The 25052-nt window shown below is 45.7% G+C and carries 23 protein-coding genes and 3 riboswitches; of the genes, 15 read left to right on the top strand and 8 right to left on the bottom strand.

Annotated features, from left to right (window positions below):
* The first annotated feature begins 7 nt into the window (after positions 1–7).
* Positions 8–673, top strand: a complete 666-nt coding sequence (locus M3221_RS04930) for an amino acid ABC transporter permease (protein WP_251270411.1) — start codon at positions 8–10, stop codon at positions 671–673.
* The gene (locus tag M3221_RS04925; RefSeq protein ID WP_251270410.1) at positions 660–1382 is read left to right on the top strand and encodes an amino acid ABC transporter ATP-binding protein; all 723 of its coding nucleotides are present in this window, start codon (positions 660–662) and stop codon (positions 1380–1382) included. The genes M3221_RS04930 and M3221_RS04925 overlap by 14 nt, the downstream gene beginning before the upstream one ends.
* A gap of 32 nt (positions 1383–1414) precedes the next feature.
* Here the strand turns inward: M3221_RS04925 and M3221_RS04920 are convergent, their stop codons facing one another.
* Positions 1415–3118, bottom strand: a complete 1704-nt coding sequence (locus M3221_RS04920; protein ID WP_251270624.1) for an AAA family ATPase — start codon at positions 3116–3118, stop codon at positions 1415–1417.
* A 152-nt stretch (positions 3119–3270) separates the two neighbouring features.
* Between M3221_RS04920 and M3221_RS04915 the strand changes: the two genes are divergently transcribed.
* The 7 genes from M3221_RS04915 to M3221_RS04885 all read left to right on the top strand — a co-directional run bounded on the left by M3221_RS04915 (position 3271) and on the right by M3221_RS04885 (position 8305).
* Entirely contained in the window at positions 3271–3708 is a 438-nt protein-coding gene (locus M3221_RS04915; RefSeq protein ID WP_242232222.1) for a peptidylprolyl isomerase, read from the top strand.
* A gap of 111 nt (positions 3709–3819) precedes the next feature.
* Positions 3820–3919: riboswitch (TPP riboswitch) on the top strand.
* 56 nt (positions 3920–3975) lie between these two features.
* Entirely contained in the window at positions 3976–4473 is a 498-nt protein-coding gene (gene thiW / locus M3221_RS04910) for an energy coupling factor transporter S component ThiW (RefSeq protein WP_251270409.1), read from the top strand.
* A complete protein-coding gene (gene thiM, locus M3221_RS04905; protein WP_251270408.1) occupies positions 4473–5273 on the top strand; it encodes a hydroxyethylthiazole kinase in 801 nt (266 codons plus the stop codon). Before thiW ends, thiM begins: the two co-directional genes overlap by 1 nt.
* A 1-nt stretch (position 5274) precedes the next feature.
* Positions 5275–6081, top strand: a complete 807-nt coding sequence (gene thiD / locus M3221_RS04900; RefSeq protein ID WP_251270407.1) for a bifunctional hydroxymethylpyrimidine kinase/phosphomethylpyrimidine kinase — start codon at positions 5275–5277, stop codon at positions 6079–6081.
* Entirely contained in the window at positions 6078–6707 is a 630-nt protein-coding gene (gene thiE / locus M3221_RS04895) for a thiamine phosphate synthase (protein WP_251270406.1), read from the top strand. The genes thiD and thiE overlap by 4 nt, the downstream gene beginning before the upstream one ends.
* Before the next feature lie 73 nt (positions 6708–6780).
* Positions 6781–7680, top strand: coding sequence for a diacylglycerol/lipid kinase family protein (locus tag M3221_RS04890; RefSeq protein WP_251270405.1), 900 nt, complete (start codon positions 6781–6783; stop codon positions 7678–7680).
* Between the two features lie 88 nt (positions 7681–7768).
* A complete protein-coding gene (locus tag M3221_RS04885) occupies positions 7769–8305 on the top strand; it encodes a divergent PAP2 family protein (protein WP_251270404.1) in 537 nt (178 codons plus the stop codon).
* A gap of 29 nt (positions 8306–8334) precedes the next feature.
* On the opposite strand, the gene M3221_RS04880 is transcribed toward M3221_RS04885, so the two are convergent.
* Entirely contained in the window at positions 8335–8610 is a 276-nt protein-coding gene (locus M3221_RS04880) for a hypothetical protein (protein ID WP_242232215.1), read from the bottom strand.
* Positions 8611–8789: 179 nt separating this feature from the next.
* Entirely contained in the window at positions 8790–10049 is a 1260-nt protein-coding gene (locus M3221_RS04875; RefSeq protein ID WP_251270403.1) for an NAD(P)-dependent malic enzyme, read from the bottom strand.
* Positions 10050–10256: 207 nt separating this feature from the next.
* Positions 10257–10362: riboswitch (SAM riboswitch) on the top strand.
* Between the two features lie 65 nt (positions 10363–10427).
* On the opposite strand from M3221_RS04875, the gene M3221_RS04870 reads away from it, so the two are divergent.
* The gene (locus M3221_RS04870; RefSeq protein ID WP_251270402.1) at positions 10428–11528 is read left to right on the top strand and encodes a methionine biosynthesis PLP-dependent protein; all 1101 of its coding nucleotides are present in this window, start codon (positions 10428–10430) and stop codon (positions 11526–11528) included.
* An 8-nt stretch (positions 11529–11536) separates the two neighbouring features.
* A complete protein-coding gene (metC, locus tag M3221_RS04865) occupies positions 11537–12682 on the top strand; it encodes a cystathionine beta-lyase (protein ID WP_251270401.1) in 1146 nt (381 codons plus the stop codon).
* 41 nt (positions 12683–12723) lie between these two features.
* Here metC and M3221_RS04860 read toward each other — a convergent pair whose 3' ends face one another.
* The 3 genes from M3221_RS04860 to M3221_RS04850 all read right to left on the bottom strand — a co-directional run bounded on the left by M3221_RS04860 (position 12724) and on the right by M3221_RS04850 (position 14846).
* A complete protein-coding gene (locus M3221_RS04860; protein ID WP_251270400.1) occupies positions 12724–12975 on the bottom strand; it encodes a GlsB/YeaQ/YmgE family stress response membrane protein in 252 nt (83 codons plus the stop codon).
* A gap of 152 nt (positions 12976–13127) precedes the next feature.
* Positions 13128–13556, bottom strand: coding sequence for an OsmC family protein (locus M3221_RS04855; RefSeq protein WP_251270399.1), 429 nt, complete (start codon positions 13554–13556; stop codon positions 13128–13130).
* 72 nt (positions 13557–13628) lie between these two features.
* Positions 13629–14846 carry a NupC/NupG family nucleoside CNT transporter gene (locus M3221_RS04850; RefSeq protein WP_251270398.1) on the bottom strand — a complete coding sequence of 406 codons (1218 nt, stop codon included), beginning with the start codon at positions 14844–14846 and terminating at the stop codon, positions 13629–13631.
* Positions 14847–15017: 171 nt separating this feature from the next.
* Here M3221_RS04850 and M3221_RS04845 point away from each other — a divergent pair, with 171 nt between their 5' ends.
* From M3221_RS04845 to M3221_RS04830, 4 genes are all read left to right on the top strand, one after another.
* Complete coding sequence (locus tag M3221_RS04845) at positions 15018–16589, top strand: peptide chain release factor 3 (RefSeq protein WP_251270397.1); 1572 nt, start codon at positions 15018–15020, stop codon at positions 16587–16589.
* A gap of 128 nt (positions 16590–16717) precedes the next feature.
* Positions 16718–19792: an efflux RND transporter permease subunit gene (locus tag M3221_RS04840; protein WP_251270396.1), complete on the top strand. Its 3075-nt coding sequence runs from the start codon at positions 16718–16720 to the stop codon at positions 19790–19792.
* Between the two features lie 34 nt (positions 19793–19826).
* A riboswitch (yybP-ykoY riboswitch) is annotated at positions 19827–19999 on the top strand.
* A 34-nt stretch (positions 20000–20033) separates the two neighbouring features.
* Positions 20034–20819: a TerC family protein gene (locus M3221_RS04835; RefSeq protein WP_251270395.1), complete on the top strand. Its 786-nt coding sequence runs from the start codon at positions 20034–20036 to the stop codon at positions 20817–20819.
* A 112-nt stretch (positions 20820–20931) separates the two neighbouring features.
* Entirely contained in the window at positions 20932–22158 is a 1227-nt protein-coding gene (locus tag M3221_RS04830; protein ID WP_251270394.1) for an NAD(P)/FAD-dependent oxidoreductase, read from the top strand.
* A gap of 35 nt (positions 22159–22193) precedes the next feature.
* Here the strand turns inward: M3221_RS04830 and M3221_RS04825 are convergent, their stop codons facing one another.
* Together M3221_RS04825 and M3221_RS04820 are read right to left on the bottom strand one after the other, a co-directional pair.
* Positions 22194–23939 (bottom strand): B12-binding domain-containing radical SAM protein, encoded by a 1746-nt coding sequence (locus M3221_RS04825; protein WP_251270393.1) that lies wholly within the window; start codon positions 23937–23939, stop codon positions 22194–22196.
* Positions 23936–24937, bottom strand: a complete 1002-nt coding sequence (locus M3221_RS04820) for an acyltransferase family protein (protein ID WP_251270392.1) — start codon at positions 24935–24937, stop codon at positions 23936–23938. The genes M3221_RS04825 and M3221_RS04820 overlap by 4 nt, the downstream gene beginning before the upstream one ends.
* Positions 24938–25052: the final 115 nt, after the last annotated feature.

Below are 25052 nucleotides of genomic sequence, written 5' to 3'. Positions count from 1 at the left end.
GAAAAAAATGGATTTTCGTTTTGATATTATCACAGATTATATGCCGTTTTTTCTGCAGGGCTTAAAAGTCACGCTCGGTGTTTCCCTTGCCGGTGTGCTGGCCGGGCTTGTACTCGGGCTTTTTATCGCGCTCGGAAAAATGTCAACTAATAGATGGATTCGTCTTCCCTTTAATATTTATATTAATATTTTCCGGGGAACACCGCTCCTTGTACAGCTATTAATTATTCATTTTGGGATAGTACCGTTGTTTATGTCGCCTTCTAACCCCGTTGTATCTCTTGTGATTGGATTGTCTCTGAATGCGGCAGCATATATTGCGGAAATTTTCCGGGCAGGTATTCAATCTATTGATAAAGGGCAGATGGAAGCTGCGCGCTCTCTTGGGATGACGCGCGTGCAGGCGATGAAACTCGTTATTTTGCCGCAGGCGTTTAAGCGTGTAATTCCGCCGCTCGGCAATGAATTTATCGTGTTACTAAAAGAATCTTCACTCGGTTCGGTGCTGGCTGCGCCTGAACTGATGTATTGGGGCCGTGCTGCGGCAGGCCAGTATATTCGTGTATGGGAGCCGTACCTGACCGTTGCACTTATTTATCTTGTACTGACACTGTCACTTACCTACTTGATGAATTATGTTGAAAGGAGATTAAGCACTGATGATAAGCGTTAAAAACTTAAAAAAATCTTTTGGCGACAATGAAGTGCTGAAAGACATTTCCCTTGATGTATCACCGCAGGAAGTGGTAGTGGTTATTGGTCCATCCGGATCAGGAAAATCAACGTTTATCCGCTGCTTAAACATGCTGGAAACAATTAATGGCGGGCACGTAATCATTGATGGAAAAGATTTAACCGATAAGAAAACAAATATTAACGAGGTTCGAACAGACGTAGGAATGGTATTTCAGCACTTTAACTTATTCCCTCACAAAACGATTCTTGAAAATGTTACACTCGCCCCCATCAATGTACGGGGGGTAAAAAAAGCAGAAGCAGAAGAAAAAGCGCGGGTCCTGCTGGCCAAAGTAGGTCTTGCCGAAAAAGCCTCTGCTTATCCGGATTCACTTTCCGGGGGACAAAAGCAGCGTGTGGCGATTGCGCGTGCACTTGCCATGGAGCCGAAGGTCATGCTGTTTGATGAACCAACATCGGCTCTTGACCCTGAAATGGTCGGGGAAGTGCTGGAAGTCATGAAGCAGCTGGCTAAGGACGGAATGACCATGATTGTCGTAACGCATGAAATGGGCTTTGCCCGCGAGGTGGGCGACCGGGTTATTTTTATGGATAATGGCTATGTAGTGGAACAAAACGAACCGAAAGCGCTGTTTGATGCTCCTCAGCACGAACGGACGAAAGCCTTTTTAAGCAAGGTACTATAACAAAAAAGCCTCCTTTTAAAAGGAGGCTTTTTTTAGTGCTGGTAAATGAGCATTTCGATTTCTGTGCCTTCAAGCGTTTCTTTGGTCATTAAATCTTCTACGAGCCGTTCGAACGCCTCTCGGTTTTCCTCAATTAATGTTTGGGACCGTTCGAGTGCGACTTCAAACAGCTCATTCATTTTTGTTTCCTTGTCTGCTTGACGGAATGTCAGGGAAAAACGATCCTGGAAAATACCAGTATCTACCATGCGTTCTAAGATCTGTTTTGCCTGCTGAACATCACCGCTTACGCCAATTGAATGCTCACCAAGGTAAAGGCGCTCTGCTACCCCGCCTGAAAGAATCATAGCGACCTGGTCAATCAATTCGCTGGCCGTTGATAAATGAAGCTCTTTTGGCACAGGAGCAACATAACCAAGCGCTTGTCCACGTGGAATGATCGTAGCCTTGCGGACAGAGCCGGGCTTCGTAAGAGCAGCTACAAGAGCATGGCCGGCTTCATGGATCGCCACACGCCGCTTTGTAGCAGGATCTGCAAGCGGCCGCGTTGTTGTGCCCAAAATGGTGCGGTCGAGCGCATAGTCAAAATCTTCTTTTCCAATCGTATCACGCCCGCTTCGAATGGCATTGCGGCTTGCCGTTTCAAACAGCGCCGACAATTCAGCTCCGGAAAAGCCGACGGTAGACTCTGCCAGATCCTGAAGCATGGCGGCGGCGTTGTCAGTTAATTTTCTTCCTTTAGCGTGAATATCAATAATTTCTTTCCGTCCTTTTGCATCCGGCAAAGTCACATGGAACGAGAAATCAATACGGCCGGGGCGGAGAAAGGCTTCATCAAGCATGTCGCGCCGGTTTGTCGCAGCGATAAACAGAATGCCATCATTGTCAAGGCCGCCGTCAAGCTGGACAAGCAGCTCAGTCAGTGTTTTTTCGCCTTCCTCGCCGCCGTGTGTTTTCCGGCGCCCGGCTAATGCATCAACTTCATCAATAAAAATAACAGCTGGTTTTTGTTTGCGTGCTTCTGTAAACAAGCTGCGCACACGCGATGCACCAACACCGACAAACAGCTCTGTAAAAGCGGAACCGCTTGATGAGAAGAAAGAAGCGCCAATTTCACGGGCAATAGCCTGAGCGAGCAGCGTTTTTCCTGTGCCCGGCGGTCCGTATAGAAGAATACCGCGCGGCGGTTCAAGGCCCAGGCGGGTAGATAAATCTCTTTCTTTTAAAATCGACAGCGTCTGCAGAATATCTTCCTTCATCTCATCCGCAAGACCGCCGACATCATCAAGCGTAATATCTGGAAGGGGACGGGCCTGTGAAAGGCTGTTTTTCATTGAGTGAGCCACACCCATGCCGCCGCCTTTTTTTCGGTAAATGTAAAACCCAATGGCCGATGCTGTTAACAGAACAAGTACAATAATCCAGCTTTCATATGGATTGGCTTTTACATATTCATAGCGAATATTGTATGTTTTGTTCAATTCGTCAACTGCATCGCTTCCCGGAGAAATATAAGAAGTAAACTCGCCGTTTTGTGTGGAAATATGCAGCTTGCCGTCAGGGTGCTCCTCCAGCTCAACTACTTTTCCGTTTTCTTTTTGAATAATAGATTCAACCGATGAAAACGGAACGACAGTCGCTTGATTCGTATCCCGTACATATAAAAATACAACGGCTGCTATGAGCAGCGAAAAAGCAATCGCTGCTTTCCACCACAGTCCGGGACGTGTTAACATCGACATCACACTCCCTTTTTAGTCTTTCTCTATTATAAGAGAAAACGAGATTTGATGAAAGCGGAAAACATTTCTGCCCGAAAACACTCTTGTTTTAAAATCGAATGGTGCGTGGTATGATAAGAAAGATTAAATTTAAAGGAGCGATTACTTTGGCGAAAAAAGGCTATATTCAAATGAAAGACGGAGCGAAAATCGAATTCGATTTGTTTCCGGAGGCAGCACCGGGTACAGTAGAAAACTTCGAGAAACTAGCGAATGAAGGATTTTACAACGGTGTTGTATTCCACCGTGTTATTCCGGGATTTGTAAGCCAGGGCGGCGATCCGACTGGAACAGGAATGGGCGGTCCGGGTTACACAATCAAATGTGAAACAGAAGGAAACCCGCATACACATCAGGAAGGGTCTCTATCTATGGCACATGCAGGAAGAGACACAGGCGGCAGCCAGTTCTTTATCGTTCATGAGCCGCAGCCTCATTTGAATGGCGTTCATACTGTTTTTGGCCAGGTAACATCAGGCATTGAAGCTGTAAAGTCTATGAAAAATGGCGATGTAATGGAGAAGGTAGAAGTATTCGACGCGTAATGACACCAAAAGCCGGCTTTTGCCGGCTTTTTTCATGGAAAAAATGAGTATTTCGGATGCACAGTTGACGAGGTTCATACAACTGTGTAAAAATAAAACACATCATACATAAAAGCCTACTGGGGGTGCCTTCAGGCTGAGAGAGGAATGTCCTTAACCCCAATAACCTGATCCGGATCATGCCGGCGTAGGGAAGTAGCAATCACTGACGAAAAAACGGTTCAGCGTATTGCTGAGCCGTTTTTTGTATGAAGGAGGAAAAATCAGTTGTTTACCCCTAAAAAAATGGCGGTAATGTCTCTCCTGGCCGCAATTGGCGTTCTCGGCGCCACTTTTATCTGGTTTCCGGCAGGGGCGGCGAAAGCCTTTCCTGTCCAGCATGCCATCAATGTGCTGGCGGCCATTTTGCTCGGTCCCGGCCCGGCAGTCATCATCGCTTTTTTAATTGCAGCTGTTCGTAATCTATTAGGGCTTGGAACGATTCTCGCTTTTCCAGGCAGTATGATTGGTGCCCTTTTGGCCGGGTATGCTTATCAAAAATGGAAGAAGCCTTCTCTTGCCGCAGTGGGAGAAATAGCAGGAACCGGCGTGATCGCTTCGCTTGTATCTGTACCGATCGCCAACTTATTTCTCGGTATGAAAGCAGCCGCATTTGCCTTTATGCCGGCATTTCTCATCAGCAGCGTGACAGGGGCCGTGCTTGGTCTTCTTCTGGCCGTCCGCTTGAAAAAAACAAGAATGTTTCAACGAAAGGATCATTTCTAATGAATAATCACGATGCAGCTCAGCTGCTCCAAAAAGTAAGAGCGGAAAAGCCGCTTATTCACAATTTAACCAACACTGTTGTGACAAACTTTACGGCAAACGGCCTGCTTGCACTGGGTGCTTCCCCGGTTATGGCTGATGCCGTGGAAGAAGCAGCAGATATGGCCCGTATTGCGTCTGCCGTTGTCCTCAATATCGGTACACTTTCAGCTTCTAAGGTAGAAGCCATGATTTTAGCAGGGAAAGCAGCGAATGAAAAAGGGATTCCTGTTTTGTTTGATCCTGTCGGGGCAGGAGCCACTCTATTTCGCACAGAAAGCGCCAAGCGCATTTTATCAGAGGTAAAAGTGGATGTACTGCGCGGGAATGCAGGAGAAGTTGCCGTACTGTGCGGACGGTCCGTTGAAGTAAAAGGAGTAGACGGCGGCGGAAATGAAGATGTGCGCAAACTGGCAAGGGAAGCAGCCGAATTGCTGAACCTTACTTGTGTGATTACCGGCAAGGAAGATAGTGTGTTTGGGGAAGAAGCATATGCCATTCAAAACGGCCATCCTATTTTAACGCGCGTTACAGGGACAGGCTGTCTTCTTGGGGCTGTAATTGCTTCTTTCTGCGCGGTTGAAAAAAACTACGCAAAAGCAGCTGCAGCAGCGCTGTCCTTTTATGGTGTGGCTGCGGAACGTGCTGCCGCTGCGCCGGGTGCAGACGGACCGGGTACGTTTGCTGCCGGGTTTATTAATCAACTTTATCAAACAAGCAGCCAGGACATAATTGAAAACGGAAAAGTAGAGGTGCTTTAATATGACAGTAGCCAAAGCATTAACCATTGCAGGATCTGACAGCGGAGGCGGCGCTGGCATCCAAGCGGATTTAAAAACATTTCAAGAATTGGGTGTGTACGGCACGTCCGCTTTAACGGCTGTTACAGCACAAAACACACTCGGGGTACACGGTGTGTATCCGATCGAAGCTGAAGCCGTAGAAAAGCAAATTGAAGCGGTACTGTCAGACATCGGAGTAAATGCCGTGAAAACAGGGATGCTGTTTTCGGCTGGCATTATTGAAGCCGCTGCCTGGACACTCCGGAAATACGAGTGCCACAACCTTGTCATTGACCCTGTGATGATTGCCAAAGGGGGTGCCTCATTGCTGCAGAAGGAAGCATCTGAAGCATTGAAAAAGGTTTTGCTTCCGCTTGCGCTTGTTGTGACCCCTAATATTCCTGAAGCAGAAGTGCTGACAGGAATGACCATTCGTTCAGAAGCCGATAAAAAAGAAGCGGCAAAGCGGATTGCTTCTTACGGAGTGAAAAACGTCTTGATTAAAGGCGGTCATGAGGAAGGAGATCAAACATCCGACCTTTTATATGACGGGGCGGCGTTCCACACGTTTACCGGCCGGCGGATTGATACAAAAGACACTCACGGAACCGGCTGTACTTTTTCAGCAGCTATGACAGCAGAGATTGCAAAGGGTGCATCTGTCCGCGCGGCGGCTCAAACGGCTAAATCTTTTATTCAGGCGGCGATTGAAGACGGTCTTCATATCGGAGAAGGCCATGGACCGACTAATCATTGGGCACATCGCCAGCGGGGAGGACAGCTATGAGAAACGAGCAGCTGGCTGTGTATTTTATCGCCGGTACGCCGAACTGCCCGCGGCCGATTGAAACCATCCTGCAGGAAGCCATTGCCGGCGGCATTACGATGTTTCAGTTCCGGGAAAAAGGAAAGAATGCGCTCGCAGGAGCTGCCAAAAAACAAACCGCGCAGCGCCTTCAGGCGATCTGCCGGGAAGCAGGCATCCCGTTTATTGTCAATGATGATATTGAGCTTGCCGTCGACATTGGTGCAGACGGTGTTCATATTGGCCAGGAAGATGAAGCGGCATCCATCGTACGTGAGAAGCTAAAAGGCGGTATTGTCGGAGTATCCGTTCATACGATGGAAGAATTTGAACAAGCGATAAAAGATGGAGCTGATTATGTCGGGACCGGTCCAGTATATGCCACCGCAACGAAAACGGATACCCGCCCGGTGGCAGGCACGGGTTTAATCCGCCGTATGAAAGAGCGTTATCCACAGTTTCCGGTAGTCGGTATTGGCGGTATTACGCTTGAAAACGCGGAAGAGGTCATCGGGGCCGGAGCCGACGGAGTATCTGTGATTACGGCCATCAGCCTGGCTGAAAATCCTGCTTCCGCTGCAGCACTTTTAAAAAACAACTTCTTATAAAAAAGCAAACCAGCAGGCCTTTTTTCGTGCTATGATAAGAAAAAGGCATTTGGAACGAGGTTGGGGTGAAGCAATGTACCTATTTATTATCAACCCGTCTTCCGGAAACGGACAGGCGGTTTTTTTGTGGAAAAAAGTTGAGGGTATTTTAAAAAAGAAACAGATTCCTTATGAAGCGCTTGTGGGAGGTTCGGGCGTAGCAGCCCGTGAGTTTATTTGGAAGCGGATGAAAGAAAAAAAGATAAAAGCTGTGGCAGTGATCGGCGGCGACGGAACCTTTCACGCGGTTATACAGGATCTTGTTTACGCGGATACAGCGGCCGCTTTACTTCCGGCCGGGTCGGGGAATGACCTCGCCCGTATGTTTGGCTTGACGAAAAATCCACATGCTTTTGTAGAAGGCCTGCTGTCAAAAACTCCGCAGCAGATCGATGTGTTGAAAGTCAACAACGGCTTTGGGCTGACGGTTTCCGGTATTGGCCTGGATGCTCATATTGCCGGACAGGCAGCCCGGGCTTTTTATAAAAAAACGCTTCATAAACTTGGGGCAGGCGGCCTATCTTATAAGCTGAGCGCCCTTTCATCCATTATTCACTACAAGCCATTTAAAAGCATTGTTACGATTGATGAGGATCAATACATATCAGACCGCACCTGGATGATCGCAAGCGGCAATACGTCTTTGTATGGGGGAGGGCTTGTCATTTGTCCGTATGCCCATCCTATTGATGGAGTAGCCGACATTACACTTGTGCATACTGTCTCGAGAAGACGGCTGCTTTTTCGGCTGTTTCCGCTTCTTATGAAAGGGGACCCGGTACTGCGTACAGGAGTTGCCTATAAAAAAGGAAAAAGTATCATGGTTCAAACGAGCCGGCCGGTGCCGGTAATGGTTGATGGTGAAGTAATTGGCATGACGCCTGCTGCCATTTCTATTCAAGAAAAAGCTATTTATCTCATCATCACTACGTAACAAAATGAAACTTGTTTGCATATTAGAGCCGGGTTTTGGGTATGAAAAAAGGAGAAGATATGTGCACAAGCGAAGTGGAGGCGTAGGAATGGAAAAAATGAACCGTGGTATTTTAACAGCGCTGTCAGCGATCGGCATTGCGCAAGGGCTGAAAATCTTTACTCATAAAAAAGTAAGTGGCAATTGGGATGTAAAACAAGCCTTTACAACAGGCGGTATGCCAAGCTCTCACTCGGCCGGCGTGTCGGCACTGGCTTCTTATGTGGCTGCAAATAAAGGGTGGCGCCACACGGAAACAGCATTAGCAACTGTTTTTGGTGTCATTGTAATGTATGATGCTCAAGGCATCCGCCGTCATACGGGAGAAATTGCCCAGCTGGTCAATGATCTTGAAGACAATCTTGCTAAATTTTCCGGTGAATTTCCGAGTTTTCAATACGTGCAGCGCGAAAAAGAATTAAAGGAATTGCTCGGCCACCAGCCGGTTGAAGTAGGGGCAGGTGCCCTGCTAGGCATTCTCCTTGGCATCGTCTCTGCAAAAATTGAAGACGGACTGCGAAAATCAGAACAAAAAAAACAAATTTACAATCGGCGTGAAATCAATCGGCGTAAACATCAATGGTAACGAAAAAAGCACCCGTCGCGGGTGCTTTTTTATTTGATTACTTGGAAAACAACATGACGGTTCATAACCGGTTTCAGCTTGAAAAGCACATGATGGATGATTTCCTTTTTCATCACAGCTGAAACGGCCGGTGAGAGGGTTAATGATTGAATAAAGCGTAATGCGTGGCATTCGATATAGTGGGTAATTTGCTCTTTATAAAATAAATCGCGCTTAACGATTTTTTCTTTTATTTCGTTTGTAAGCTGTATCGCAAATTGCGTAACAGAATACTCAACTCCTCCGTAAAATTCAGCTACTGTCATAGCTCATTCCACTCCTTCCTCCATTCCATTTGTCAATACTTCTATTTATATCTTAACATAAACTTTACAATAAATTAATAATTAAATGATATTTATTTACATTACCTTAATTTATATGCCATAAACAGCCTTATATGAAAAAAAACCCCTAAACAGATGGGGTTTTTTTGTATAACGATTTAAGAAAGAGAGATCGCTGCCGGCTTTACTTGAAGGGAAGAAAGCTGGTACGTTTTATGGCGGATTGCTTCAACGGAAACATGTTTTCGCGCAACGTCGGTATCCATCGCTGCCTGCGCAACAGCAGCAGCCACTTCCGGTGCTACACGCGGATCAAATGCAGATGGAATAATATATTCCTCAGAGCGTTCTTGATCGCCTACAAGAGAGGCAATGGCAAAAGCAGCAGCCATTTTCATCTCCTCATTGATATCTGAAGCCCGTGTATCAAGCGCCCCACGGAAAATGCCCGGAAAAGCTAAAACATTGTTGACTTGATTTGGAAAGTCGGAGCGGCCTGTGCCGATCACGCGTACACCGGCTGCTTTGGCATCTGCCGGCAGAATTTCCGGCGTCGGGTTGGCCATTGCAAAAACAATCGCATCCGGCTTCATCGTCTGGATCATAGCCGGTGTCAGCGCTCCTGCAGCAGAGACACCGATAAACACATCGCTATTCTTTACAGCTTCCTCAAGCGGTCCGCTCACTTTATCCGGGTTAGTAAACGAAGCAATTTCTTCTTTAATCGGATTCATCCCAGCGGTCCGTCCCTCGTAAATTGCTCCTTTCGTATCACACATAATAATATTTTTTACGTTAAATGCCTGAAGCAGTTTAGCGATGGCTATACCAGCCGAACCAGCACCATTAATGACAATTTTGATATCAGAAAAGGACTTGTCCACAATTTTTAACGCATTAATTAAACCGGCAGCTGTAACGATCGCTGTACCGTGCTGGTCGTCATGAAAAACAGGAATATCCATTTCCTTTCTGAGACGCTCTTCAATCAAAAAGCAGTTGGGCGCTTTGATATCTTCTAAATTAATGCCTCCAAAGGATGAAGCAGTAAGTTTTACCGTTCGGATAATGTCTTCTGGATCGCTGCTATTGATGCAAAGCGGAAAAGCATCCACACCGCCAAAATTTTTAAATAAAATAGCTTTCCCCTCCATTACGGGAAGGGAAGCATGGGCGCCGATATCTCCCAATCCGAGAACAGCTGAACCGTCTGATACAACTGCCACTGTGTTGGCTTTCATCGTATACTCATACAGATTTTCTGGGTTTTCGTGAATCTCAAGGCAGGGTTCAGCCACGCCTGGCGAATAAACAAGGCTTAAATCGTTTAAGTCTGTAACCCCCATTTTCGCTGCTGTTTCCAGCTTTCCTTGATAGTGACGATGAAGGTCAAGTGCATCCTGACGTAAATCTTTCAATGTGATTCCCCTTTTCTGTTCAGTTTTCTAATTTTCATAGCAATGCAAACCGGAAACTGATTCAAATTTTCTGAAAATTTATTTTTGTATTGTATCGCTTTTCAGAAGGGTTGTAAATAGAATCGGGCAAAAAATGTCCCGATAAATAAAAGGGTTGTGTTCTTTTCTTTTTTCCTGTACATTTAGAAAATAAGATCAATTAAACAAACCTTATCAAGAGAAGCGGAGGGACTGGCCCGACGATGCTTCAGCAACCGGCCGTATCGGCAAAGGTGCTAAATCCAGCGGACTGACACCGTCCGGGAGATGAGAAGAAGTGTAAAAACAAGCCTTCTTCCATGGAGGCTTGTTTTTTTTATATTAAAAGGAGCGATAGAAATGACAAATATTGAAACAAAGCTTGCCCAACTCGGCAACCGTACAAACAATCCAACTGGAACAGTTAATCCGCCTGTTTATTTTTCAACAGCTTATCGCCACGAGGGAATTGGCATGTCCACAGGCTATGACTACGTGCGGACAGGAAACCCAACCCGCGAGGTCGTCGAAAAAGCGATCGCTGATCTTGAAGGAGCAGATGCAGGATTTGCTTTTTCATCCGGCATGGCCGCTATCCATACTTTAATGTCTTTGTTTGAGCCGGGTGATCATTTCTTAGTATCAGCTGACTTGTACGGTGGCACGTACCGCTTATTTGAAAAAGCCTGGAAAAAGTTTGGCCTCGACTTTACATATGACAGCTTTGAATCATTGAGTGAAACAAAAAAATTGGTAACCGAGAAAACAAAAGCGGTCTTTTTGGAAACGCCAACCAACCCGCTTATGAACGAAATCAGCATCAAAGACGTTTCTGATTTTGCAAAAGAACACGGTCTGCTGTTGATTGTGGATAATACATTTTATACTCCAGTGCTGCAGCGTCCTATTGAGCAGGGTGCCGATATTGTTCTTCACAGCGCCACGAAATATCTTGGCGGGCACAATGACCTGCTGGCCGGCTTAATTGCTGTAAAAGGTGAGGAACTGGCGGCTCGTGTTTTTGACTTTCAAAATGCAATCGGTGCCGTGCTCGCGCCATTTGATTCCTGGCTGCTTGTCCGCGGCATGAAAACACTCAGCCTGCGTATGAAACAGCATACAGAAAACGGTCGAAAAATTGCGTCATTTTTAAAAGAGCATGATGATATTACAGATGTTTTATATCCGGGACAGGGCGGTATGCTGTCATTCCGCTTACAGTCAGAAGAGTGGGTAAATGCATTCCTGCAAAACTTGCAGATTATTTCCTTTGCGGAAAGCCTGGGCGGCGTAGAGAGTCTTATGACGTATCCAGCCACACAAACACACATGGATATACCGGAAGAAATCCGTGTTGCAAACGGCGTCTGTAACCGGCTTTTACGTTTTTCAATCGGGATCGAACATGCGGAGGATTTAATTGCAGATCTCGAGCAGGCATTTCAAAAAATGAAGGGATGAACAACGAGTTGAGCGACTATACATTTCAAACCAAATTACTTCATAACAATCATAAATTTGATCCAAATACCGGCGCGGTTAGTGTGCCGATTCAGCATGCATCTACGTTTCATCAGTCTGACTTTGATACGTTCGGCCAGTATGATTACAGCCGGTCCGGCAACCCGACTCGTGAAACGCTAGAAGCAGCAATTGCTGAATTGGAAGGCGGCGTGCGTGGTTTTGCGTTCGCTTCCGGTATGGCGGCTATCTCTACAGCGTTTATGCTTTTATCAAAAGGCGATCATGTAGTGGTGACAGATGACGTATACGGCGGCACGTTCCGAATGGTTACATCCGTGCTCACACGCTTTGGCATTGAACATACATTTGTCGATATGACAGATCTGGATGCTGTCGCTAAAGCTATTCAGCCGAATACAAAAGTGCTTTACATGGAAACGCCGTCTAATCCGCTGCTCAAAGTAACCGATATTGAGGGTGTTGTGAAACTCGCTAAAGCGAACGGATGCCTGACATTCTTAGATAACACTTTTTTGACTCCTTATTTGCAGCGGCCCATTGAGCTTGGTGTAGATCTTGTTCTTCATAGTGCAACAAAATTTTTATCCGGGCACAGCGATGTGCTGGCCGGTCTCGCTGTAGCAAAAGATGAAGAATTAGCTGCTCAATTTTATGCGCTGCAAAACTCGTTTGGAGCGGTGCTTGGTGTTCAGGACTGCTGGCTTGTGCTGAGAGGATTAAAAACATTATCAGTCCGGATGGAGCAATCGCAAAAAGGGGCAGCTGAAATTGCTCATTACCTGGCTTCTCATCCAAAAGTAAAGCATGTGTATTATCCAGGTCTTGCTGAGCACCCAGGCCATTCCGTTCACTTCCGCCAGGCAGCAGGCGGCGGCGCTGTGCTGTCATTTGAATTAGAAGATGCAGATGCGGTACGCCGTTTTACTGCCCGTGCAAAAATTCCAGTATTTGCGGTCAGTCTTGGTGCGGTTGAATCCATTTTGTCATATCCGCCAAAAATGTCCCACGCGGCTATGCCGGATGCGGAACGGGACAAGCGTGGCATTCGAGACGGATTGCTGCGATTGTCCGTTGGGCTCGAATCTCCAGATGATTTAATTCGGGATTTTGAACAGGCTTTTCAAGATTAATGCAAAAAAACGTCATCCTTTTAAAAAGGATGACGTTTTTATTAAGCGTGACGCATTTTTTTAAGGATAAAGCTTACAATGGCAACAAGGATGATAGCGCCGATTAAAGCTGGAATAATAGCCATTCCACCGATGGTTGGTCCCCAATCACCGAAGATTGCGCCGCCAAGCCATGCGCCAATAATACCTGCAATAATGTTGCCGATGATCCCGCCTGGAATATCCTTACCTAGAATAAGTCCTGCCAACCAGCCGATGATTCCACCGACAATTAAGAAGATAATAAAGCCCATGATGTTTTCCTCCTGGTAAAGTTATTTGTAATGCTTTGATGGTTTATGTATTCCCGATATCAAATAGATCAAACCAAAAAAATGAATAAAAATTAATTGGGAATATTTTCACAATTAAGACAAAAGAAAAAGAAAGAGCAATTGCTCTTTCTTTAGTATTTCCGAATGGCGAAATCACATTCACCTTCGAGTGCTTTAATCAGCGGGCAGAACCCGCTGGCTTCATCAATTACACGCTGATCAAGCAGTTCATTAAAACGGCCTCCGTAAAATTTCACATGAAGCATAATGCTGAGACGGTGGCCGCCCCTCTCAGGGTCTTTCAACACATCAACTTGTGCAGCAACATCAGCAAACGTTTCATCTGCATGATCATCAATACCGGCAGCCTGCTGCACGGCGTTTTGATAGCAGGCAGCAATTGAAGCGCCAAATAACTCAAGATAGTTTGTTCGCAGCTGTCCCTGGCCGCCGAATATGGATGGAGTGGTCAGCTCAAGGTTCAGCGGTCCTTCTTCTGTCCAGACGCTTCCTTCCCGTCCGCCCTTTGCATTAACGGTCACCCTATAGACCGGTTCCATTAAAGATCGCTCCTTTTCGGGTCAGATTTCGTTTCTTCTATCATTTCCCCGCGAAAAGAAGCGACCAAACAACTAAATAAGCATACCAGCAATCGCAGCACTAAGCAGGGAAGCAAGAGCCCCCGCTATAACTGCTCTCAAGCCAAGGCGGGCAATGTCAGGGCGGCGTGATGGCGCTAAGTTGCCGAGGCCCCCTATTAAAATGGCCAATGAAGAAATATTGGCAAACCCGCAAAGAGCAAAGCTGATAATCGCGACTGTTTTTGGCGTCAGGTCGTCGATTTGCGGGCCAAAGTTGGAGTAAGCAACAAATTCATTTAAAACCAGCTTTTGTCCAATAAAGCTGCCGGCCGTGACAGCTTCCTGCCACGGAACACCGATGGCAAACGCAATTGGTGCGAAAAGGTAACCAAGAATCATTTCAAGTGAAAGGTCGTTTAAACCAAACCAGCTGCCAACCCATCCGAGCAGGCCGTTGATCAAGGCAATAATTGCGATAAACGCCAGCAGCATAGCGCCAATGTTCAAAGCCAGCTGAAGACCGACGCTTGCTCCTTTGGCAGCTGCATCAATCACATTTACCGCATCCTCATCTGATTCCATTTTAAACTCTTTCGGTTCAGGCACATCCGACGTTTCTGGAAGAAACAGTTTTGCCATGACAAGTCCAGCCGGTGCAGCCATAAAGCTTGCCGCAAGCAGGTACTCAAGCGGTACGCCAAGAAGGGAGTAGCCAATCAAAACAGAGCCCGAAACCGATGCAAGACCGCCTGTCATGACCGCAAACAATTCTGATTCCGTCATTTTTTGAATATAAGGTCTTACTACAAGCGGTGCTTCAGTCTGTCCGACAAAGATATTAGCGGCAGCTGACATGGATTCTGCTTTACGGGTACCGAGAAGCGATGATAGAAATCCGCCAATGATTTTAATGAAAAACTGCATAATGTTTAAATAGTACAAAACAGAAATCAAGGCCGAGAAAAAGATAACGACCGGAAGAATATTTAAGGCGAATACATATGTAATACCAGATTGTTCTGTATAAAAGCCGCCAAATAAAAAGTTGATTCCTTCATTTGCATAGCCAGTGATCGCATTGACGACTTCCGTCAGCTTCAGCATCATTTTTTGCCCGAAGCTCCATTTTAAAACAACAAACGCAAAAACAAGCTGGAAAGCAAGTCCCCCTAATACAGTCCGCCAGTTGATACGCTTCCGATTGGTCGAGAAAAGAAATCCAATCCCTAATACGATTACAATCCCAAATAGTCCCCAGAGGAACGACATTTTAAACACTCCTTTAATTTTCTTTACACATCCACATCTGACTAGTTTATAATTAACAGCGTTGGCGATTCAACTGTTTGGAAAAAGACGCAACATTAAAATAATACTTACTTATATAGCTTATCTGATTTAACAGAATATAAATGTGTAAGGAAAGAAAGGAAGAACAGAATGGCATCATTTAAAGAAGACGTATTATCAAGACGAACGTTTGCAATTATCTCTCACCCGGATGCCGGGAAAACGACAATGACAGAGAAATTGCTCCTATTCGGCGGTGCAATCCGTGACGCCGGAACGGTAAAAGGAAAGAAAACAGGCAAATTTGCTACATCTGACTGGATGGAAATCGAGAAGCAGCGGGGAATTTCCGTCACCTCTTCTGTTATGCAGTTTGCTTACGAAGGGTACAATGTAAACATTTTGGATACACCGGGTCACCAGGATTTCTCGGAAGACACGTACCGGACGCTGATGGCGGTTGACAGTGCCGTAATGATTGTCGATGCGGCAAAAGGGATTGAAGCCCAGACACTCAAATTATTTAAAGTATGCCGCATGCGCGGTATTCCGATTTTTACGTTCATTAATAAATTGGACCGCCAGGGGAAAATGCCGCTTGAACTGCTGGAGGAGCTTGAAGAGGTGCTCGGCATTCAGTCTTATCCGATGAACTGGCCGATTGGCATGGGGAAAGAGTTTTTTGGCATTTATGACCGTTATAACAAGCGAGTTGAGCAATTCCGTACAGAAGAAGCGGATCGCTTTTTGCCGCTTGATGAAGAGGGGCATATTGCGGTCGACCATCCTATTAAAGAATCTTCTCTTTACACAGAAGCGATGGATGATATTTTACTGCTTGAAGAAGCAGGCAATGAATTTTCGCGGGAAAAAATTAATTCAGGTGAATTATCACCCGTCTTTTTCGGCAGCGCACTCACAAACTTTGGCGTACAGACATTTTTAGAAACGTACCTTCAGTTTGCGCCACCGCCACAGCCGCGCAACGCTGACGCAGGTGAAATTGATCCGCTGAACGAACAATTTTCCGGCTTTATTTTTAAAATCCAGGCGAATATGAACCCGGCTCACCGTGACCGGATTGCTTTTCTGCGTATTTGCTCCGGCAAGTTTGAGCGCGGTATGGCGGTTACACTCGCCCGGACAGGAAAAACAACAAAGGTGTCCCAATCTACACAATTTTTAGCGGACGACCGCAGTACGGTTAATGAAGCGGTTAGTGGGGACATCATCGGACTATACGATACAGGAACGTACCAAATTGGCGATACCCTTACAGGCGGCAAGCCTATTTTCCAATTTGAAAAGCTGCCTCAGTTTACTCCAGAGCTGTTTGTAAAAGTGGCAGCGAAAAACGTGATGAAGCAAAAAAGCTTTCACAAAGGAATTGAGCAGCTTGTACAGGAAGGCGCCATTCAAATGTATAAAACGGTCCGTACAGAAGAGTATATTCTCGGGGCTGTCGGGCAGCTCCAATTTGAAGTATTTGAGCACCGGATGGTCGGCGAATACAATTCAGAAGTGCGCATGGAGCCAATCGGCCAAAAAATTGCCCGCTGGATTGAAAACGAAGAGGATATTACCGATGCCATGTCGTCTTCGCGCAGCACGCTTGTGCGCGACCGTCATGGCAAGCTTGTTTTCTTGTTTGAAAATGACTTTGCGCTCCGCTGGTTCCAGGATAAGCATCCAAATATTCGTTTGTATAACTTAATTGGATAATTTCTTTTTAAAGAAGCCTTGTCAAAAGGCTTCTTTCTTTTTGGCCGTAAAAGTGTTCAATTTGGTCAGTGGGCCGATCATTCGGTATAGTTAAAGAAGAATCAGTCAAGAAAGAAGGAGGAAGCAGGTTGAAGCTAAGCCGATTTTCGATTGACCGGCCCGTGTTTACGACGGTCATTATGTTTTTAGTTATTATTCTCGGAATCGTTTCCTTAACCCGGATTCCGTTAAAATTAATTCCGGATTTAAATCCGCCGATCGCAGTGGTGGTGACTAATTATGAAGGGGCTGGCCCGAAGGAAGTATCGGAAAAAGTAACCAAGCCGCTTGAAACAAATCTGGCCACTCTTCCAGGCATAGAAAATATCTCATCGACCTCCCAGGAAGGATCCAACTTTATTTTGCTTGAATTTTCTTGGAGTACAAGTATAGATGATGTCCAGAACGATATACTGCAGCGGATTGGGCAGACACCTATGCCAGACGGTGCAGGGGAACCTCAGCTGTTAAAGTTTGATCCATCACAGTTTCCTATTATTCAGCTGTCCCTTCAGGCAGGAGCAGAAGAAGACCTTGAGCGTTTGGCAGAAGCGCTGCAGACGAATTTGTCATCCGTAGAGGGTGTGGCGAATGTATCGGTTACAGGAACAACAGCCGATGAAGTTATTGTGGAGCTTGATGAAGAAAAATTAAAGGAATATGGGCTGGGGCAATCTGACGTTGTTCAAGTAATCGGTGCCAATAACGTATCACTTCCGGGCAGCACAGTGGAAACAGAAGGGAAAACGCTGACTACGCGTGTTATCAGTCAGTTAACATCCCTGGCAGACATTGAAAATTTAATCATTTCTGTTAACCCGCTTACTGGAGAAGAAATAAGCATAGCCGATGTGGCAGTTGTTCAAAAAAAACCATTGAATGAAAATTCCATTACACGAGCGAACGAGCAGCCGGCTGTTTTATTAAGTGTTCTTCAGGAATCAAATGCAAATACAGCAGAAGTATCAAAGAGATTCCAGGAAAAGCTGGATGAGCTTCTGGAAAAAGACGAATACAAATCCGTTCAAGCCAATATTTTAACAGACCAGGGAGATTATATCCGGCTGGCAATCGGAAACATCGCCAATTCTCTCGTTGTTGGCGGGGCGCTGGCCATGGCGGTTCTTTTCTTCTTTTTACGAAACATCAGAAGCCCGCTTATTATTGGAGTAGCCATTCCTTATTCCGTTATTATTACGTTTGTACTCATGTTTTTGGCTGGGTTCAATTTGAATATTATGACTCTGGGCGCTCTTGCCCTCGGGATCGGAATGCTCGTTGATAATGCGATCGTGGTCATTGAAAACATTTACCGGCACCTGTCAATGGGGAAGGATTCAAAAACAGCTGCTTATGACGGCGCTAAAGAAGTCGGTGCGGCGATTACAGCTTCTACTTTAACGACCGTTGCTGTTTTTCTGCCTGTTGTGTTTATCTCGGGGATTCTCGGTCAGATTTTCAAAGAATTCGCTTTAACCATTTCCTTCAGCTTGCTGGCTTCACTTTTCGTTGCTTTAACCGTGATACCGATGCTGGCCAGCCGCTTTTTAAAAACGGTACCGGCCGATTTGGAAATGAAGCGCCAGCAGTCACGCCGGCTGATGTTATTTGAGAGAGCTGTGAGATGGTCACTCGCACATCGGCTGATTGTCCTTGGTACAGCACTGACATTGCTGGCTGGAGGTGTGTTCGGGTTAACGAAAGTGGGAACTCAGTTTTTGCCTCCAACCGATGAAGGGTTTGTAACGGTTCGGGTAGAGACGGAAAATGGAACTTCCCTCGGTGAAACAAACCGCGTGGTTAAAGCTGTTGAAAAAGTGCTGGCCGGTGAGCAGGATACACAGGTATACGTAAGTTTAATTGGATCGACGCAGGAAGGATCATTTCGTGGAGGAGACAGTGCAAATGAAGCCGAACTGTATGTGAAAATGAAAGAAGACCGGAACCGGTCTATTTTTGACTTTGTAGATCATGTGAAGCCAGCCGCAGAGAAGGCTGCAAAAGAAGTAAATAAAACAGCGGATGTAAGGTTTAATCTTCAATCTGCATCTGGAACTACTCCGCAAACGTTGTCTTTTAGTGTACGGGACAGTGATAAAACCCGTCTTGATCATGTAGTTGAAAAGCTTCAGTCGGAAGTAGAAGCAATTGATGGTGTAACAGATGTACGAACAGACCTGGATGAAACGGTTCGCGAAATACAAATAACAGTCAACCGTGAAAAAGCCCAGGCAGCTGGATTTGCGCCTGCTCAAGTAGCGCAGCTCGTTAATGACGCAACACGCGGCGTGTTTGCCACACAGATTATCCAAGAAGAATCCTCGGAAGTAAAAGCGGTTTACGTCCGGTACGATAAAGATGTAACAGCAAATTTGGAAAAATTAAAGAAAATGCTTGTTAAAACACCAGCTGGCAACTTTTTGGCTCTTGAAGCATTAGCGGATATTGAAGTAACAAAAGGACCTGTTAATATTCGACATATTGATGGACAGGATGCCGTTCAATTTACGGTTACTTATGCAGCATCTCAAAATCTGGGAGACATTTCTTCGGCTGTAGATGAGAAAATTGCCGGCTTGCACTTATCGGATCAAACCGTTGTTTCATACAGCGGAGACCAAGAGCTTTTGGATAATTCAAAGGATGATATGATTATGGCAATGGTGCTGGCCGTCGTACTTATTTACATTGTTATGGCTGCCCAGTATGAATCATTTAAATATCCGTTTGTTATCATGTTTACAGTACCATTAATGATTATTGGAGTAGCGTTGTCGCTTATTATGGCAAATTTGCCGCTTAGTATCCCTGCTGTAATTGGTATTTTAATTTTGGTCGGTATCGTCGTTAACAATGCCATTGTGATTGTTGATTATATTTTACAGCGAAAAGAAGAAGGATACTCTGGCACAGAAGCCATTGTCCAGTCTGTTAAAGACAGGGTCCGTCCAATATTAATGACAGCTCTGACAACCATTCTTGGGCTTATTCCACTTGCATCAGGAATTGGTGATGGGACGGAAATCAACCAGCCGATGGGGATCGTTGTAATCGGTGGTTTGGTTTCCAGTACGTTTTTAACGCTTTTTGTTATTCCGGTTGTGTTTAGTTTTTTTGATCGGGAGACGAAAAAAGAAAAAAGTTTACAAACTAAAAAGAATTGAATATACTAATATTGTGAAAAATAAATTTCTTTGACGAATAGTCGAAGGGGAGTAGCGTTAGGTGCAAACCTAAAGCAGCGTCGTCACTTCATGGATTTATCCATCGGCGCTGCTGGCATGAAGAAGACCACACATGCTTAGCGAGACCTTTGTCTGTAATTTTTATTACAGGCAAAGGTCTCGCTTTTTTTTGTTTTCTTTATGCTCGCTTCCAAAAAAGATATTGGAAGGAGATGGGCAAATGGATACAGCTTTATTACTGGAGTACGTATGGGTGCTCGGAGTCCTGATTATTTTGGAAGGGATTTTAGCAGCAGACAATGCTGTCGTCATGGCGGTCATGGTCAAGCACCTGCCGAAAGAAGAGCAGAAAAAAGCGCTGTTTTATGGATTGATGGGAGCTCTTGTTTTTCGCATCGCAGCACTGTTCCTTATTTCGTTTCTCGTCAAAGTATGGCAGGTACAGGCAATTGGCGCTCTTTATTTGTTCTTTATCTGTGTCAGTCATTTGTACAAAAAGTGGAAAGAAGACAAAAAGATCGAAGGACATGGACTCGAAAAGGATTTGCGCGGCTCTTCTTTTTGGATGACAGTCTTGAAAGTAGAAGTGGCGGATATTGCGTTTGCCATTGATTCGATGCTCGCGGCTGTAGCATTAGCCGTTACCCTTCCGGAAACAGGCTGGGGCCAGATTGGCGGCATTGATTCCGGGCAGTTTTTGGTGATGTTCCTTGGCGGTTTTATTGGCGTTGTTATTATGCGCTTTGCGGCTACCTGGTTTGTCCGTCTTCTGCAAAAATATCCAACACTCGAAACAGCTGCATTTTTAATTGTCGGCTGGGTCGGCGTGAAACTGGCAGTCTTTACATTGTCTCACCCGTCCCTGGCAGTGCTGGATGAGCATTTTCCTGAATCAAAACCGTGGAAGTTTGTTTTCTGGGGTGTTCTCCTTGCGATTGCTGCAGGCGGGTATTTAGTTGCCCGCGCGAAAGGGCCTGAACAAAGCAGTGAAAACGCCAGCGCTTAAATCAAAAAACTTTAAAACACTTCGAATGTCACAGTTCGAAGTGTTTTTTTGGGTTTGAAAACGATGTTTTAAGCGTATAGATAGAGACGGATAAGAAAAAGGAGATATAGCTATGGATTTAAAATCAGGAAGTATGTACTGGCCGGAGACATTGAAAGAAGCACCGGCTTACCCACCTGTAAAAGCCGATATAGAATGTGATGTCGTGATTATCGGTGCAGGTGTATCTGGCGCCTGTACCGCTTATGAATTAAGAAACACAGGCTTTGACGTCGTACTCGTTGAAAAACGGACAGTGGCCGCGGGAAGCTCGAGCGCGAATACAGGATTACTGCAGTTTGCGAGCGATCAGCTTCTGCATGAAGCGATCCGTTTATTTGGCAAAAGGCCAGCAGTTGATCATTATTGGCGCTGTTTTGATGCGATCCGCTATCTTCAAAACGATATCGCCCCGTCGCTGCCGATTGATCCGGACCTGACCATGCGCAGCAGTTTGTTTTTCGCGAGCTGTGAAGAAGATATGGGCAAAATACAAACAGAATACGCTGCTTTAAAAGAAGCAGGGTTTGATGTTGACTACGTGGAAAGAGAGGGAATGAAAAAATGGGTTCCTTTCAGCCGGCCGGCCGCTATTATCGCAAAAGGCGATGCAGAGGTCAATCCGTTCAAGCTCACACATGGACTTGTAAGGGCGGCTGCTGAAGAAGGGGTTCGTGTATTTGAGCAAACAGAAGTAAGTTTAAAAAAAGCGGATGAAGCCGGTGTCATTCTGCGAACAGAGACCGGCCATTTACTTAAAGCGAAAAAAGCCGTTTTTGCCCAGGGGTATGAAACGCAGGAAACGGTAAGGGACCCAAATGCAGTCGTCGAAAGCAGCTATGCGATTATAACGAACCCAGTAGAGGATTTATCGTTTTGGAAGGATAGCGTCATGATCTGGGAATCCAACCGCCCTTACTATTACGCCCGGACAACAGCAGACCGGCGCATTGTAATCGGCGGACTTGATGAACCGGCTTCAGAAGGAAGTGCGCGTGACCGAAAGATGCCGGCAAAGACGGAGAAGCTTATTGGAGAAGCTGAGGCATGGTTCCCGTCTTTAAAAGGAAAAATACGCGCGGAGTACAGCTGGAGCGGGTCGTTTGCCCATACGCAGGACGGGCAGCCCATCATCGGTCAGTACAGCCATGTGCCCAACAGCTTGTTCCTGCTTGGCTATGGCGGCAACGGAGTGGTGTACAGCTTGTTTCTATCCCGTCTGATCGCCCGGTTTTTAATGGGAAAAAGGGATGCGGCTTTTTCATTTTATTCAAAAGAGCGGGTTTATGAACCAAAGTAAAAAGCGGCAGGCCGGGAAGGCCTGACGCTTTTGGTTTACATAGCTGCCGTTAAACGGGACGGAAAAAAGTAGGACGAAGAGCCGGCACCGTTTGGCTGGAAGTAAACAAGCAGCCAGCCGTCTTCTTGTACCCAGGTGCCGTTTCGTTTTTGCATTGTAACGGGCTCTAGGATCGTATGCTTATGCAGTTCTTTTTCGCGAAGCCCGAGAGATGCGAACGACTCACCGGCAAGCAGAGGGTGGACGGCAAGCTGCTGATAGATTGCTTTCCGCTGGGCAGACTCGTCTGTATTCCACCAAGGCTTACGCGGCTTAAAGCGCTGATTGGCTAAATAATCATACTTCATAATATTCTCTACATGAGCCGCGTCATTCGGATAAGCCGTCCGCACAAACGAATCCAGCCGCTTAAATAAATCCTCCAGCTGGTGGCCGATACGGCTCCAGCCGTTCGCTTCCCAGAATGCGCCAAAATCCTGGAAAAAGTCAAACGGTGTTTCAGCGAGATGGCGTGTAATATAATCAATCGTCTCATCGGTCCGGTGATCGTTCCAGTACTTTTCAAGCACGTCTTCCGTTTGTTTAATACGAATCACTTCATCAAATGGAAGCACCCGGTTTGACAGCATTTCATACGGCGCTTGATCCATGTACTGATAGCCGTACTGAGGAGCGCTTAGACGCAGACCTGTTCCGCGAAGCAGCTTTAAGAAGCCAAGCTGCAGCTCTTCCGGCCGAAGGGCAAATACGTCATTGAATGTATTGCGGAATGAATCGTAATTTTCTTCCGGCAGGCCGGCGATCAAATCAAGATGCTGCTCAATTTTACCGCCTTCCTTTACCATCGTCACGGTACGTACTAGTTTTTCCCAATTTTGTTTTCGCTGAACGAGCTCGTTTACGCCGTCATTGGTCGACTGTACCCCGATTTCAAAACGAAACAAACCGGCCGGGGCGCTCTCATTTAAAAATTGAATCACTTCCGGACGCATAATATCGCCTGTAATCTCGAATTGAAATACAGTGCCGGGCACATGCTCATCAATGAGAAACTGAAACATTTCCATTGCATAGCTGCGGCTGATATTAAACGTCCGATCAACAAATTTAATGGTTTTAGCCCCGTTTTTCATCAGAAAACGAATATCGTCTTTTATTTTCTCGCGGTCAAAATAGCGCACTCCAGTCTCAATAGACGATAAACAGAATTGGCAGCGGAATGGACAGCCGCGGCTCGTTTCAATGTAGGTGATCCGCTTAGACAGTGAATCCAGGTCTTCTTCAAAGCGAAACGGGGAAGGCAGCTCGCGCAGATCGATTTTATTCGTCTGGGGCTGAATGAGCTGTTTGCCGTTTTCTTTGTAGGCAAGGCCGGGCACTTTGGAAAAGTCGCGCTCTCCCGATAACTGGTCGAGCAGCATACGGAACGTTTTTTCTCCTTCACCGATCGCAATGAAGTCCACATCCGTAAGCCGGTCCAGCCAGTATGGAACATCATAAGTCACTTCCGGGCCGCCAAAGACAATCGTACACTCAGGCAGTACTTTTTTTATCATGCCGGCTACGCGGATCGTTTCTTCAATATTCCAGATGTAGCAGCTGAAGCCGATCACATCTGGTTTGTGGCTGTACAAGTCGGATACAATATTCATGGCAGGATCTTTGATCGTATACTCGGCCAGCCGGATATTATAGGCATCCTCACAGTAAGATTTCAAGTAACGGATCGCCAAATTAGTATGGATATATTTTGCATTTAATGTGCAAACAGTAATATTCACGATTTATTCTCCTTTTTAATGAAAAAGCTGGGGCGTTTCAGCTCCAAAAATGGGCGGAACAGGGCGGCTGTCCATGGAGACGCCAGGACAAATGTTAAAACAGTAGCCGTCCCAAACAAAACAAGCAGAGACGGCGGCAGTTCCAGTGTTTCTACACGCCGTGACGACTGAACAAAAAAACCATGCAGCAAGTACACGTATAAAGTATTGCGTCCCCATGCGGTAAAGAAAAAGACTTTATGCGGCACAAGGGAAAGAAAAAAAGCAATCATGACGATATTAACAGCATAAACAAACAATCGTAAAAGCAAACCATCTGTTCCGTCAGCGCCAAGCGCTGCGTACGATTGGGAGCCAAACAGCCACTCAATCTGCATCGTTGTATGCGTATAGCAGTATGCAAACAGCCCGGCGGCAAAAAGAAACAGCGGAATGCGGGACCGCATGCGGAACAACGGCTGGAACCATTCTTTTTTTGCATAATAGCCCGCTAAAAAGAACGGGAAAAACACAAATGTCCGGCCGATGCTTAAAACAGTCAGTGATTCATTGACCAAGCCGATTCCAACACCGGCTGCTACCGAAAGGATAAGCGCAATGAACGGGTTTTTCAGCCATTTAACAGTGCCTAAAAGCAATACATGCCAGAGAAACAAGCTCATTAAAAACCAAAGCGACCATTCAGGAATCAGCAATCTTACAGAAAGGGCTTCTTCATGGTCGATCCAAAAATAAAAAACCGAATACACACATTGAAAAATAAGAAATGGAATCAGCAGCTTTTCGGCCGCTTTTTTAATATAGCCCGGCCGTTTTATGCTTTTGGCGAAAAAGCCGGAAATCAAAATAAAAGCTGGCATATGAAAAGAATAGATTACCATATAAAGAGCATAAAGGAACGGACCGGTGTGAATATATGGACGAAGAAGATGACCAAATACCACCAAAAAAATAAGAAAAAACCGAACGTTGTCAAAATAATTATCACGTTTTTTCAATAAGATCACCTGTTTAATAGAGTAAACACATGACGTTATTATACACGACCGAGAAAGGAAATCGACAAAAACCGCTGTGGAAATTGTGGAAAATGGCAGGTTTCTGCTTCCAAAA

It is taken from the genome of Domibacillus indicus (assembly GCF_023715895.1).
In the GTDB taxonomy this organism is placed as follows: domain Bacteria; phylum Bacillota; class Bacilli; order Bacillales; family Domibacillaceae; genus Domibacillus; species Domibacillus indicus_A.
The sequence above is the reverse complement of the archived record's forward strand: the minus strand, read 5'-3'. Positions and strand labels throughout refer to the sequence as shown.